This is a genomic window from Comamonas sp. E6, from assembly GCF_001010305.1.
Lineage (GTDB): Bacteria > Pseudomonadota > Gammaproteobacteria > Burkholderiales > Burkholderiaceae_C > Comamonas > Comamonas thiooxydans.
On record NZ_BBXH01000005.1, the window covers coordinates 19285 to 32937 of the forward strand.

The window sequence follows — 13653 nt, forward strand, 5'->3', positions numbered from 1 at the left end:
CTTATTCTGAGGCGCAGAAAACGGTGCTGAATGGACGCTGCGCAGCCAGTTCGCAGGTGGCTGCCGGCACGCAAGGAGACACAAGACCATGCCATCGCAAGTGAACGCGCTGACCGCCAGCTATGCCAAGGGGCGCACGGATGTGCCGCTGATCGAGCAGACGATTGGCGATTTTTTTGCTGCAATGGCACAGCGCCAGGGCCCGCGTGACGCGCTGGTCAGCCGTCATCAGGGTCTGCGCTACAGCTATGCCCAGCTGCATGTGGCAGCGCGCCAGCTGGCCAGCGCGCTGCTGTCGCAAGGGCTGGTCAAAGGTGACCGGGTGGGTATCTGGAGCCATAACAACGCCGAGTGGGTGCTGATGCAGCTGGCCACGGCTCAGGTGGGCCTGGTGCTGGTCAATATCAACCCAGCCTATCGCACCGCCGAAGTCGAATATGCACTCAACAAGGTGGGTTGCAAGGCGCTGGTGTCCATGCCGCGCTTCAAGACCAGCGACTATCTGGGCATGCTGCGCGAGCTGGCGCCCGAGCTGACGAGCTGCGCGCCAGGTCAGCTGCAATCCAAACGCCTGCCGGCCTTGCGCACCGTGGTGTGGATTGATGCGGCCGGCTCAGGTGCAGCCGGCCCAGGTGCAGCCGGCTCAGGTGCGGTGGATCTGGACGCCGAACAGCCCGGCATGCTGCGTTTTTCGCAGCTGATGGCGCAAGGAACCAGTGCGGATGAGCGCATTGATGCGATTGCGGCCACGCTCAGCAACCGCGACCCCATCAATATCCAGTTCACGAGCGGCACCACGGGCTTCCCCAAGGGGGCGACGCTGACACACCGCAACATCCTCAACAACGGCTTTTTCATTGGCGAATGCATGCGCCTCACGCCCGAGGACCGACTGTGCATTCCCGTGCCCCTGTATCACTGCTTCGGCATGGTGCTGGGCAATCTGGCCTGCTTCACCCATGGCTCGACCATTGTCTATCCCAATGATGGCTTTGACCCCATCACCGTGCTGGAGGCAGTGCAGGCCGAGAAATGCACGGGTCTGCACGGCGTGCCCACCATGTTCATCGCCGAGCTCGACCATCCGCGCTTTGCCGAGTTCGATCTGTCCACGCTGCGCACCGGCATCATGGCCGGCTCGCCCTGTCCCATCGAGGTGATGAAGCGCGTGGTGCGCGACATGCACCTGAGCGAAATCACCATCGCCTACGGCATGACGGAAACCAGTCCCGTAAGCTGCCAGAGCGATGCCGATACGCCCCTGGAAAAGCGTGTTGCCACCGTGGGCAAGGTGCAGCCGCATCTGGAGGTGAAGATCGTGGACCCGTCCACGGGCGAGATCATGCCGCCGGGCCAGTCGGGCGAGCTGTGCACGCGCGGTTATTCCGTCATGCACGGCTACTGGGAAGACGAGGCCAGAACCCGCGAGGCCATCGATGCCGAGCAGTGGATGCACACCGGCGATCTGGCGACCATGGACGGCGAAGGCTATGTGAATATCGTGGGTCGCATCAAGGACATGGTGATCCGTGGCGGCGAGAACATCTACCCGCGTGAAATCGAGGAATTTCTCTATCGCCACCCCAAGGTGCAGGACGTGCAGGTGGTGGGCGTGCCCGATGTGCGCTATGGCGAGGAGCTGTGTGCCTGGATCATTGTCAAGCCCGGCCAGGAGCTCGGCGAGGAAGAGGTGCGCGACTTTTGCAAGGGGCAGATTGCCCACTACAAGGTGCCGCGCTATATCCGCTTTGTCCAGGCCTTCCCGATGACGGTGACGGGAAAGATCCAGAAGTTCAAGATTCGCGACGAGATGATCGAGTTGCTGGATCTGCGCGTGATCAAGACCGCCTGAATATGCGCTACCCCCTGAGCTGCTTCGCACCTTCCCTGCGCCGGGTGCCCCCCAAGGGGGACGACACCCTTGCCGCGAGGCGGCTCTTGCTGGGCGTCTCTGAATTAGTGGTTGGCGTGCGTGCTGGTCATGGGAAGACCGGCGGCACGGCGGGCGACAGCGAGGCGCTTGCGCATGGCGATTTCCTGCATGTCCAGCTCGCTGACCAGGCTGCGCAGCGATTCGTCGTTGATGCGATGAGCCTGTCTTTCGGCGTAGTAGAAGTCCCGCTCGGCATGAATGCACTCGATGCGGGTTTCGATCTCCATCACATAGCGCAGCTTGCGCTGGCGCACGACTTCGGGTGCTTCGCGCAGCAGCTCTATGCTTTGCGCGGCGCCGCTGCCGTCGTCGAGCAACTGGATGCGGTTACGGTATTCCTGGGTCAGGTGGCCGTTGACCTCCTGGCGCATCGCCACCCATTCGGGGTCGCGGCGCTGCATTTCCTCCTCGCTCAGCGTGAGCTTGGCCATGGCCGCCATGCAGGCCTGTTCACGGGCCAGGCGCTCCTCGCGCACGGTGGGCGACTCTTCGTGCGGGGGCAGATGGCGCAGCACGATGGGCAGGCCCACGGCACCGATCACCAGCGTGAACAAAATGGTGCCGGTGGCGAGAAAGACCAGCATGTCGCGGCCCGGGAAGGGCTGGCCGTTGTTCAGCAGCATGGGCACGGACAGCGCACCGGCCAGCGTGACCGCGCCGCGAATGCCGGCCAGCGTGGTGGCCAGATTCAGCAGTGGCGAGGGACGCTCGGACATCTTGCCCTGCCGGTGGGCGCGCAGCAGCGAGCCATGCACACCCAGCACCAGCCAGATCCAGCGCATCAGCAGCAGCGCAAACGAAATCGCGGCCACATAGCCGACCAGAATCCACCAGTCATGGCCGGCCTGATGCAGGGGCACGCCGATGATGGAGGGCAGCTGCAGGCCCAGCAGCAGGAAGATGGCGCCGTTGAAGGCGGCCTCCACCATGCTCCAGGTGCCTTCGGTCTGCAGGCGTTCGCTGATATAGCTGCTGCGCTCCAGGTCGGCGAAATTGGTGGCGATGCCTGCGGCCACGGCAGCCAGAATGCCGGAGACACCGATCTTCTCACCCACGATATAGGCGGCAAAAGGCAGCAGCACCAGCAGCAGCACCATCTGCGTGGCAGCGACATCGCCCAGGCGGCGCGTGATGGTGCCGCGCGCATGGCTGAAGCCCCAGCCTATCAGCGCACCCACACCCAGGCCGCCGACGGCCATCCAGGTGAATTCCTTGGCGACTTCGCCCCAGGAGAACATGCCGGTCAGCGTGGCTGCAATCGCAAACTTCAGCGCCACAAGGCCAGATGCGTCATTGAGCAGCGACTCGCCCTCCAGCACATGCATGGTCTTCTCGGGCATGCCCAGATTGCGCGTGATGGCCGAAACGGCCACGGCATCGGTGGGCGAGATCACGGCGGCCAGGGCAAAGGCCACGGTCAGTGGAATCTCGGGAATCATCCAGTGGATGAGATAGCCCAGGCCCAGCACGGTGAACAGAACCAGGCCCAGGGCCAGCAGCAAAATGGGTTTGGCCAGTGCGAAGAATTCACGCTTGGGGATGCGCCAGCCGTCGGCGAACAGCAGCGGCGGAATGAAGAGCAGCAGGAACAGCTCGGGGTCGAACGCGATGTGCAGGCCGGCTTGCGGCCAGGCAATCAGCGCACCCAGTGCGATTTGAATCAGAGGCAGGGGGATGGCCCGGATATAGCGGGCCACAATGCCTGTCAGCGCTCCCAGCAGCAAGACAAGCAGAACAGTTTCAACAGCGTGCATAAGGCATTTTCTTCAACTGCAGTGGCAGCGCTGTGTCTGAGCAAGAAAAAAACCAAGTTCCCGTATCGGGCAAAGTAATCAAGACAAGAGGCAAGCGATGAGCATTCTGGGCACACAACTGAATCCGCGTTCGGCAGATTTCCTGGCCAACGCTGCCGCCATGCAGGCGCTGGTCAATGAGCTGCACGCACGCTGCGATCAGAACGCGCTGGGCGGCAATGAAGCCGCGCGCGCCAAGCATGTGGCGCGCGGCAAGCTGCTGCCGCGCGAGCGCGTGCAGCGGCTGCTGGACCCCGGCACGCCGTTTCTGGAGCTGTCGCCGCTGGCCGCGCTCAATATGTACAACAACGATGCGCCGGGCGCCGGCGTGATTGTCGGCGTGGGCCGCGTCAGCGGCGTGGACTGCATGATCGTCTGCAACGACGCCACCGTGAAGGGCGGAACCTACTACCCGATGACGGTGAAAAAGCATCTGCGCGCGCAGGAAGTGGCCGCGCAGAACCGTCTGCCCTGCATCTATCTGGTGGACTCGGGCGGTGCCAACCTGCCCAATCAGGACGAGGTCTTCCCCGACCGCGAGCACTTCGGTCGCATCTTCTACAACCAGGCCAATATGAGCGCTCAGGGCATCGCCCAGATCGCCGTGGTCATGGGTTCGTGCACGGCAGGCGGCGCCTATGTGCCGGCCATGAGCGACGAGTCCATCATCGTCAAGAACCAGGGCACCATCTTTCTGGGCGGCCCTCCTCTGGTCAAGGCAGCCACCGGCGAGGTGGTCAGTGCCGAGGACCTGGGCGGCGGCGATGTTCACACGCGCCTGTCGGGTGTGGCCGACCATCTGGCCGAGAACGATCTGCATGCACTGGCGCTGGCACGCCAGGCGGTGGCGAACCTGAACAAGGACAAGCCCCAGTCGCAGACCGACCATGCGCCTGCGGCGCCGCTGTTCGAGAGCGAAGAGCTGTATGGCGTGATTCCCGTCGATACGCGCAAGCCCTTCGATGTGCGCGAGATCATCGCCCGCATCGTGGACGGCAGCCAGTTCGATGAGTTCAAGGCCCGCTTCGGCAATACCCTGGTCTGCGGCTTTGCGCGCATCGAGGGCATGCAGGTCGGCATCATCGCCAACAACGGCATTCTGTTTTCCGAGTCGGCCGTCAAGGGTGCACACTTCATCGAGCTGTGCTGCCAGCGCAAGGTGCCACTGGTGTTCCTGCAGAACATCACGGGCTTTATGGTCGGCCGCAAATACGAAAACGAAGGCATTGCCCGCCACGGCGCCAAGCTGGTCACGGCCGTGGCCACGGCAGCGGTGCCCAAGTTCACCATCATCATCGGCGGCAGCTTTGGCGCGGGCAATTACGGCATGTGCGGCCGCGCCTATTCGCCCCGCTTCCTCTGGATGTGGCCCAACGCGCGCATCAGCGTCATGGGCGGCGAGCAGGCGGCCAGCGTGCTCGCCACCGTCAAGCGCGACGGCATCGAAGCCAAGGGCGGCAACTGGAGTGCCGAAGAAGAGGAACGCTTCAAGGCGCCCATCCGCCAGCAGTATGAGGATCAGGGCCATCCCTATTACGCCACGGCGCGTCTCTGGGACGACGGCGTGATCGATCCCGCCGACACGCGCCGCGTGCTGGCGCTGGGCCTGGCTGCCGCGCGCAATGCGCCGATTGAGGACACACGCTTCGGCGTATTCCGCATGTAAGCGAGCATAGGTTGTCAGTCATGTCGCGTCGCCATTTCCTCACCTGCTTGCCGCCGGTCCTGCTGTCGGCTGCGTTGGCCATGCCCATGGTTGGCGCTGCCGAGCCAGCGGTGCAGCGCATGGATGCGCGCATTCCGGTCTGGGTGCCAGCAAGCGGCGATTCGCCCGCGCACAGCGCCGAGTTGGCAGGTCATGTCTATCGTCCTCATGGGCAGGGTCCTTGGGGATTGATTGTGCTCAGCCATGGCACACCCAGCGGCAAAGAGGCGCGCGAAACCATGCGCGATCGCTACGGCCCGCAGGCGCGCGCTCTGGCCGAGCTGGGCTATGTGGTGGTGACGGGCTTGCGACGCGGCTATGGCGCATCGGACGGTCCTCTGGCCGACCGCTACGGCAGCTGCGATGACCCCGACTACGCCCATGCGGCCCAGGAGGCAGCGCGCGATGTGGCGGCCATCATGACTTACGGGCAAAAGCTGCCCTATGTCGATGGCTCGCATGTGCTGCTGCTGGGCAAGTCCGCCGGCGGCTTTGCATCGCTGGCGCTGGCGGCGCAGCAGCCCGCGGGCTTGCGCGGCGTCGTCAACTTTGCCGGCGGCCGCGGTTCGCAGCCGCAGATGCGTGAAAAAGCCGCGGTTTGCGGCGAGGCACAACTGCTCAAGACCGTGGCCGGCTTTGCCGCCACCAGCCGTGTGCCACAGCTGTGGATTTATGCCGAGAACGATAGCTACTTTCGCCCGCCGCTGGTGCGCAAGATGGCTGAAAGCTATCTGGCCGCAGGCCAGAACCTGAAACTGGTGTTTGCTCCATCCAGTGGCGCTGAGGGACACCAGTTCTTTGACCGTGCAGCCAATATCGGGCAATGGTTGCCGCAGGTCCGTGAATTCCTGATGCAGCAGCTGCCGGGTACGGCGGCTGCGCAACTGCAAAGCTCTAACTCACTGGGAGACAAGCCATGACTGCTTTGACTTTGACCGTGGACGGCGGCATCGCCCGCGTCACGCTGGCTCAGCCCGCCATTCGCAACGCCTTCAGCGATGCGGCGATTGCCGAGATCTCCGCCGCCTTCATTCAGGTCGGCGAGCGTGCCGATGTGCGCGCCGTGGTGCTGGCCGCCGAAGGGCCCGCATTCTGCGCGGGCGCGGACCTGAACTGGATGCGCCGCATGGCCGATTACTCGCGCGACGAAAACCGCGTCGATGCGGGCTTGCTGGCCGAGATGCTGCGCGTCATCTACGAATGCCCCAAACCCACGATTGCGCGTGTGCAGGGCGATGTCTATGCGGGCGGCATGGGCCTGGTGGCCTGCTGCGATATGGCGGTGGCGGCCGACACGGCAGGTTTCTGCCTCAGCGAGGTCAAGATCGGACTGATTCCCGCCACCATCAGCCCCTATGTGATCCGCGCCATGGGTGCCAGGGCTGCGCACCGCTACTTTCTCACGGGCGAGCGCTTTTCGGCGCAGGAGGCGCATCGCATCGGCTATGTGCATGAGGTGGTCGATGCCGACGGGCTAGACGCCGTGGTCGACGGCTGGCTCAAGCATTTGCTGAGCGCCGGCCCCGCAGCTGTTCGGGCCTGCAAGCGCCTGGTGCTGGACATGGCCGAGCGCGAAATCAGCGAGCAGCTGATTGCGGCGACAGTGGAATCGATTGCCACCATCCGCGCCAGCAGCGAAGGCAAGGAAGGCGTGCAGGCCTTTCTCAACAAGCGCAAACCCAACTGGCTGCCTGGATGAGATGACAAACCTTGTGTCCGGGGCGCTTTAGAGTCCGGGCGAGACATAAGGAGTGAACACCATGGATATCTGGCAAACCATCATCGACTGGCTGCACCGCATCGGCCTGCATATCGACCCCGAAACGGCCAGGGCCGTGGGCGATGCTGCGGGCCAGGTCACAGATGTGGCCGCCAGGGCCGGGCAAGCCGTGGGTCAGATGGACATGGCCTCGATGCTTGCGCTGGCCGCAGCCCTGGGCTGGGCCAGCGGCTTTCGCCTCTATGCCGTGGTGTTTGTCGTGGGCCTGCTGGGGGCAAGTGGTCTGATGCCGCTGCCCGGCGGTCTGCATGTGCTGCAGCACCCCATGGTGCTGGTCATCAGCGGCGGTCTGCTGTTCGTGGAGTTCTTTGCCGACAAGATTCCCGTGGTCGACTCGGTCTGGGACCTGTTCCAGAGCGTGCTGCGCATTCCCGCCGGGGCGGCGCTGGCGGCCTCGGTCTTTGCTGCCGACAGCACCACCATGGCCATGGCTGCCGCCTTGATGGGCGGAACGCTGGCCGCGACCAGCCAGGCGGCCAAGACCACGACGCGTGCCCTCATCAACACCTCGCCCGAACCGTTCTCCAACGTGGGAGCCAGTCTGGCTGAAGACACGGTGTCGCTGGGCGCCATCTGGCTGGCGCTGACCAATCCGCTGGTGTTTGCCGCCGTGCTGCTGGTCGTGGTGATTGCGATGTGGCTGGTGATCTGGGCGCTTTGGCGCTTTCTCAAGGCGATTTTTCGACGCCTGCGCGGCAGTGGTGAGGCGCAGGATCCATTGCAAAAAACATAGCTGCTTGCGTTTGATGGATATGCGCTGAGTGGTGATTTGACCGATAACCGGAGACGATATGTTCAAGAAAATTCTGATTGCGAATAGAGGTGAAATCGCCTGCCGCGTAGCCGCCACCGCCCGTCGCATGGGTGTGAAGACCGTGGCTGTGTATTCGGATGCCGATGCCAGGGCCAAGCATGTCGCGGCCTGCGACGAGGCCGTGCACATCGGCGGCAGCGCCCCCAAGGACAGCTATCTGCGCTGGGAGCGCATTCTGGAGGCGGCCCAGGCCACGGGTGCCGAAGCCATTCACCCCGGCTATGGCTTTCTCTCCGAGAACGAAGACTTTGCCAATGCCTGCGCAGCGGCCGGACTGGTCTTCATCGGCCCGCCCGCCAGCGCGATCCGCGCCATGGGCCTCAAGGCCGAGTCCAAGCAGCTGATGGAAAAAGCCGGCGTCCCGCTGGTGCCCGGCTATCACGGTCACGACCAGAACCCCGAACTGCTGCAGCAAGAGGCCGACCGCATCGGCTATCCCGTGCTCATCAAGGCCAGCGCGGGCGGTGGCGGCAAGGGCATGCGTCTGGTGGAAAAGAGCGAGGACTTTGCGGCTTCGCTGGAGTCCTGCAAGCGCGAGGCCATCAACAGCTTCGGCAACGATGCCGTGCTGATCGAGAAATACGTGCTGCGTCCGCGCCATATCGAGATCCAGGTGTTTGGTGACACGCAAGGCAACTGCGTCTATCTGTTCGAGCGCGACTGCTCGGTGCAGCGCCGTCACCAGAAGGTGCTTGAGGAAGCGCCGGCGCCCGGCATGACTGCCGCGCTGCGCCAGAAGATGGGCGAGGCCGCCGTGGCCGCCGCCAAGGCCGTGAACTATGTGGGCGCGGGCACGGTGGAGTTCATCGTCGAGCAGCCCGGTGGCTACGACCAGCCCGAAGCCATGAAGTTCTACTTCATGGAAATGAACACCCGGCTGCAGGTGGAGCACCCCGTGACCGAAGCCATCACCGGAGAGGATCTGGTGCGGTGGCAGCTGCTCGTGGCTTCAGGACAGCCTTTGCCCAAGGCGCAGTCGGAGCTTCGTATCCTGGGGCATGCCATCGAGGCACGCATCTGCGCCGAGAACCCCGAGAATAACTTCCTGCCCGCCACCGGCCATCTGGCCGTCTATCGCAAGCCCGTGTGCAGCAGCTTCGAGATCAGCGATGTGCGCGTGGACGACGGCGTGCGCGAGGGCGATGCGATCAGCCCCTTCTACGACTCCATGATCGCCAAGCTCATCGTCCATGGCGAGGACCGTGCCCAGGCGCTGGCGCGTCTGGACGCGGCGCTGGCCCAGACCCATATCGTGGGCCTGACGACCAATGTGCAGTTTCTGCGCCAGGTGGTGAAGAGCCAGGCTTTCTCCAATGCATTGCTCGATACCGCGCTGATCGAGCGCGAGCGCGAGGCCTTGTTCGGCAAGGATTTCGTGGGCCGCGACCTAGCCGTCGCCGCTGCCATGGCCTGGCAGTTGCAGGGCGAGCAGGCAGGCCAGGGCGTCGACCCCTTCAGCCGCCGCGACGGCTGGCGCATGTCGGGCCGCTATGTGCGCTCCTTCGGCTTTGCCTACCGCGGCGAGGACTTCACGGCCGGCCTGGCCTACGGTCGCGGCACGCAGGCGGCGCAGACCTATCAGCTCGGCATTGGCGAGGGCGAGAGCCGCAGCGATGCCGCGCTGCAGTGGCGTGCACTGGCCGACGGGCGGCTGGAGCTGGGCCTGGACGGCAAGCGCACGGTAGTCGTGGTCCATGCCCAGGGCGACCAGCTGTCCATCTTCACCGAGGCGGGCAGCACCCAGATCACCGTGGTCGACCAGCTGGCCCACGCCGGCGATACCGGCCATGAAGGCGGCCGCCTGACGGCGCCCATGCCGGGTAAGGTGGTGTCTTTCACGGTCAAGGCCGGCGACAAGGTCAGCAAGGGCCAGCCGCTGGCCGTGATGGAGGCCATGAAGATGGAGCACACGATTGCCGCCCCTGGCGATGGCGTGGTGCTGGAGCTGCTGTATGTTCCCGGCGACCAGGTCAGCGAAGGCGCGGAGCTGCTGCGCATCGAGGTGGCCGCCTGATCCGGCCAGGGTTGAACTGTTTAACAAAAAGAGCAGCTTGCGCTGGACTATCCATGAATTCAGTCACTTTCGACGATGAAATCAAGACAGGTAAAGCGCAAGAAGCTTCTTTTTTGATAGCAGTCCATTGGCCATCTGCGTCTGCAGCAGGAATGCCAAAGCGTTAGGCTTCGCATCTATGAAAGTCTTATTTTGCTGTGACGATACGCGGCCGGAGCCCTGGCTCAAAGGTTTGCACGACGCGCTGCCGGGCGCGGAGATTGCCATCTGGGAGTCGGGCGCGCCCCAGGCCGACTATGCGCTGGTCTGGGCGCCGCCCCAGCAGTTCCTCGACGAGCAGGCGGCCGGACTGAAGGCCATGTTCAACATCGGCGCGGGCGTGGATGCCTTGCTGCCGCTGCGCATTCCCGCCGAGCTGCCCGTCTACCGCCTCGAAGATGCGGGCATGGCCGTGCAGATGGCCGAGTATGTGGCCCAGGCCGTGATCCGCTTCTTTCGCGGCCTCGATCAGTACGAGTCCGATATGGCGCAAGGCCTGTGGCAGCACCAGCGCAACCCCAGGCGGGTGGACTATCCCGTGGGCGTGATGGGCCTGGGCAAGATGGGCGAGCGCGTGGCCAGGGCGCTGACGGTGTTCGATTTCAAGGTCAATGGCTGGAGCCGCTCGCCGCGCGAGCTGCAGGGCGTTGAATGCTTCAGCGGCATGGACAGCCTGGACCGGTTTCTGTCCGAGACGCGCATTCTGGTCAATCTGCTGCCCCTGCACGACGAGACCCGCGACATCATCAATGCCCGCACGCTGGCGCTGCTGCAGCCCGGTGCCTATGTGATCAACGTGGGTCGCGGCGGCCATGTGGTCGATGCCGACCTGATTGCGCAGATCGAGTCCGGCCATGTCAGCGGTGCCATGCTGGATGTGTTCCGCGAGGAGCCGCTGCCCGAGGATCACCCGTTCTGGAAGCAGTCCAGAATCATCCTCACCCCCCATACCTCGGCCCGCACGCTGGCGGCGGACAGCATTGCCCAGATCGTGGGCAAGGTCGCAGCCATGAGCCGGGGCGAGCCCGTCACAGGTCGGGTCGATCTGAGAAAAGGGTATTAACCCCCTGAGCCGTTGCGCCTAGGCGGCTCCGCGGCTTCCCCCTTTCTCTGCGGAAGGGGGACGACGCCAACGCTGCGGGGCGGCGGGGCCGCCCAGGCCCTTGCTGGGCGTCTCTTGCGACGGGGGATTGTTCAGTGGTTCAGGTAATGAAGAGATAGGAGAACGAAATGAAATACCCCGCACGCGTCAAGATCATCGATGTGGGCCCGCGCGACGGTCTGCAGAACGAAAAGCAGCCTGTGCCTGCCGCCGTCAAGATCGAGCTGGTGCAGCGCCTGCAGGACGCAGGCCTCAAGGAGATCGAGGTCACCAGCTATGTGTCGCCCAAATGGGTGCCGCAGATGGCGGACAACGCCGAAGTCATGGCTGGCATAGCGCGCCGAGGCGGGGTGCGGTATTCGGTGCTCACGCCGAATCTCAAGGGCTTCGAGGCCGCGCTGGCCGGCAAGCCCGACGAGATCGTGGTGTTCGGTGCGGCCAGCGAAGCCTTCAGCCAGCGCAACATCAACTGCTCGATTGCCGAGAGCATAGAGCGCTTTGCGCCTGTGGTGCAGGCGGCCCTGGAGGCCGGCATTGCCGTGCGCGGCGCCATGAGCTGCACCGTGGGCTGCCCCTACGAGGGCGAGATCGCGCCCGAGAAGGTGGGCTATCTGGCCGGGCTCATGAAGAGCATCGGCGTGCAGCGCGTGGACGTGGCCGACACCATCGGCGTGGGCACGCCCGTCAAGGTGCAAAAAGCGCTGGAAGCCACGCTGGCGCACTTCGATATCGACCAGGTGTCCGGCCATTTCCACGATACCTACGGCCAGGCTCTGAGCAACACGCTGGCGGCGCTGGACCTGGGGGTCTGGAACTTCCAGTCATCGGTCGCTGGCCTTGGCGGCTGTCCCTATGCCAAGGGCGCCACGGGCAATGTGGCCACCGAAGACGTGGTCTATCTGCTGCAGGGCATGGGTATAGAGACCGGCATCGACCTCGACAAGCTGATCGATGCGGGCCAGTTCATCAGCGAGCATCTGGGCCGCCCCACGCAGTCGCGCGTGGCCAAGGCCTTGCTGACCAAGCGCGCGGGCTGAGGCCAAGCCCGACTCGGAACGGGCCGGGCAGGCATGAGCGTTGTTACCATCGCCGCCATGCAAGCAAGATCACGTTTTTCGCTGGCCCTGTGTCTGGTGACCGCTGCGCTGCTGGGCGGCTGCGCCGGTATGGATGCCCAGGAGTGCAGGGACACGGACTGGGCCTATCTGGGCCAGCTCGATGCCATGGACGGCAGGCTGGACCTGTCCACCCGCGCCAGACGGCATTTCAAGGCCTGCAAGGACCAGGGCGTGCAGATGGATGCACGGGCCTATCAGCAGGGCTGGCTGCGCGGCCTGCAGGATTTCTGCACCCCGGAAAGCGGCAAGGCCTATGCGGAAGCCGGCAGGAAGTTTCAGCCGGGCTATTGCCCGGCACCGCTGGAGGCGGCGTTTCTGCAAGGCTATGCACCGGCGCGCGACCGCTATCAGGACAGACAGTCGGTGCTTGAGCTGGAGCGCCGCATCGAGGCCAAGAAAAAAGAGCTGCGCGAGGCGCGTGACGCCAAGAACAGTGCCGGACATATCGCCTATGTCCAGAAAGACCTGCGTGATTTGCAGCTGGAGCTGGTGCAGCTCAGGCTCAAGCTGGCACAGTAGGGGCCGTGGCGCTGCCGGATGGCGGCGCGATTTTCAGGAAAACATCATGTGTGGGTCAGAACTTCATGCGCTGCCGGAAGGCGTGCAGCGCGTCAGCCGCTTTTTGCAGGATGCCGGTCATCCGCATGCGCCGCAGATGCTGGACGGTGCGGCGCGTACCGCCCAGGAGGCCGCCGATCAGCTCAGCATTCTGGTCGGGCAGGTGGCCAAGAGCATCATTTTCAAGCGCAGGAGCGATGGCGCGGCCGTGCTGGTCGTGGCCTCGGGCGACAGGCGTGTCGATGAAAAGAAAGTGACGCAGCTGGTGGGCAAGGTCGGCCGCGCCGATGCGGATTTCGTCAAGTCCAGCACCGGCTTTTCGATTGGCGGCGTCAGCCCCGTGGCTCATGCAACCAAGGTCGTCACCTTGATGGATGCCGAATTGCAGCGTTTCGAGACGGTGTGGGCCGCAGCAGGCCATCCTCACGGCGTGTTTCCCGCATCGCCCGCGCAGCTGCAGGCGCTGACCGCAGCCCCCTGGTCGGACGTGGTGGAGCAGGCATGAGCACGGAACTTCTTCAGGAGCAGCAGGCACAGCAGGCACAGCAACTGGCACAACTTGCCGCCAAGGCCGAGGTGGCCCTGGTCTGGGCAGAGGCCGACCAGCCCGTGGCTTCTCCCTGCATCAACGTCTGTCGCATGACGGCGGACCGCAGCCATTGCCAGGGCTGCTTCAGAACCATTGACGAGATTCGCGCCTGGTCCAAGGGCGATGCCGAGCTGCGTCTGCAGATCTGGGGCCAACTGCTGCAGCGCGCCGGCCTCGAGGACCCGCGCAAAGCCGAGATCTGATCACC

Annotated in this window: 12 protein-coding genes; 11 read left to right on the forward strand and 1 reads right to left on the reverse strand. The window is 64.3% G+C overall.

What is annotated here, in order from left to right; all coding sequences use genetic code 11:
• Window positions 1-88 precede the first annotated feature (88 nt).
• Window positions 89-1852 (forward strand): AMP-binding protein, encoded by a 1764-nt coding sequence (locus CSE6_RS01185; RefSeq protein ID WP_059439715.1) that lies wholly within the window; start codon window positions 89-91, stop codon window positions 1850-1852.
• Window positions 1853-1956: 104 nt separating this feature from the next.
• On the opposite strand, the gene CSE6_RS01190 is transcribed toward CSE6_RS01185, so the two are convergent.
• Window positions 1957-3687 carry a Na+/H+ antiporter gene (locus CSE6_RS01190; RefSeq protein ID WP_034391778.1) on the reverse strand — a complete coding sequence of 577 codons (1731 nt, stop codon included), beginning with the start codon at window positions 3685-3687 and terminating at the stop codon, window positions 1957-1959.
• Between the two features lie 97 nt (window positions 3688-3784).
• Here CSE6_RS01190 and CSE6_RS01195 point away from each other — a divergent pair, with 97 nt between their 5' ends.
• The 10 genes from CSE6_RS01195 (at window position 3785) to CSE6_RS01240 (ending at window position 13648) form a co-directional block, all read left to right on the forward strand.
• Window positions 3785-5392 (forward strand): carboxyl transferase domain-containing protein, encoded by a 1608-nt coding sequence (locus tag CSE6_RS01195; RefSeq protein ID WP_034379182.1) that lies wholly within the window; start codon window positions 3785-3787, stop codon window positions 5390-5392.
• Window positions 5393-5412: 20 nt separating this feature from the next.
• Complete coding sequence (locus CSE6_RS01200; protein WP_059439716.1) at window positions 5413-6351, forward strand: S9 family peptidase; 939 nt, start codon at window positions 5413-5415, stop codon at window positions 6349-6351.
• On the forward strand, window positions 6348-7130 hold the full coding sequence (locus CSE6_RS01205) for an enoyl-CoA hydratase/isomerase family protein (RefSeq protein ID WP_059439717.1): 783 nt from the start codon (window positions 6348-6350) through the stop codon (window positions 7128-7130). Before CSE6_RS01200 ends, CSE6_RS01205 begins: the two co-directional genes overlap by 4 nt.
• 61 nt (window positions 7131-7191) lie before the next feature.
• Entirely contained in the window at window positions 7192-7944 is a 753-nt protein-coding gene (locus tag CSE6_RS01210; protein WP_059439718.1) for a DUF4126 domain-containing protein, read from the forward strand.
• Between the two features lie 58 nt (window positions 7945-8002).
• A complete protein-coding gene (locus tag CSE6_RS01215; RefSeq protein WP_059439719.1) occupies window positions 8003-10039 on the forward strand; it encodes an acetyl/propionyl/methylcrotonyl-CoA carboxylase subunit alpha in 2037 nt (678 codons plus the stop codon).
• 178 nt (window positions 10040-10217) lie between these two features.
• On the forward strand, window positions 10218-11141 hold the full coding sequence (locus CSE6_RS01220) for a glyoxylate/hydroxypyruvate reductase A (RefSeq protein ID WP_059439720.1): 924 nt from the start codon (window positions 10218-10220) through the stop codon (window positions 11139-11141).
• Between the two features lie 167 nt (window positions 11142-11308).
• Window positions 11309-12217 (forward strand): hydroxymethylglutaryl-CoA lyase, encoded by a 909-nt coding sequence (locus CSE6_RS01225; RefSeq protein ID WP_059439721.1) that lies wholly within the window; start codon window positions 11309-11311, stop codon window positions 12215-12217.
• A gap of 33 nt (window positions 12218-12250) precedes the next feature.
• Window positions 12251-12817 (forward strand): DUF2799 domain-containing protein, encoded by a 567-nt coding sequence (locus tag CSE6_RS01230; RefSeq protein ID WP_193751086.1) that lies wholly within the window; start codon window positions 12251-12253, stop codon window positions 12815-12817.
• Window positions 12818-12863: 46 nt separating this feature from the next.
• Window positions 12864-13361 carry a YbaK/EbsC family protein gene (locus CSE6_RS01235; protein ID WP_003061666.1) on the forward strand — a complete coding sequence of 166 codons (498 nt, stop codon included), beginning with the start codon at window positions 12864-12866 and terminating at the stop codon, window positions 13359-13361.
• The gene (locus CSE6_RS01240) at window positions 13358-13648 is read left to right on the forward strand and encodes a DUF1289 domain-containing protein (protein WP_034379196.1); all 291 of its coding nucleotides are present in this window, start codon (window positions 13358-13360) and stop codon (window positions 13646-13648) included. The genes CSE6_RS01235 and CSE6_RS01240 overlap by 4 nt, the downstream gene beginning before the upstream one ends.
• The last annotated feature ends 5 nt before the right edge of the window (window positions 13649-13653 follow it).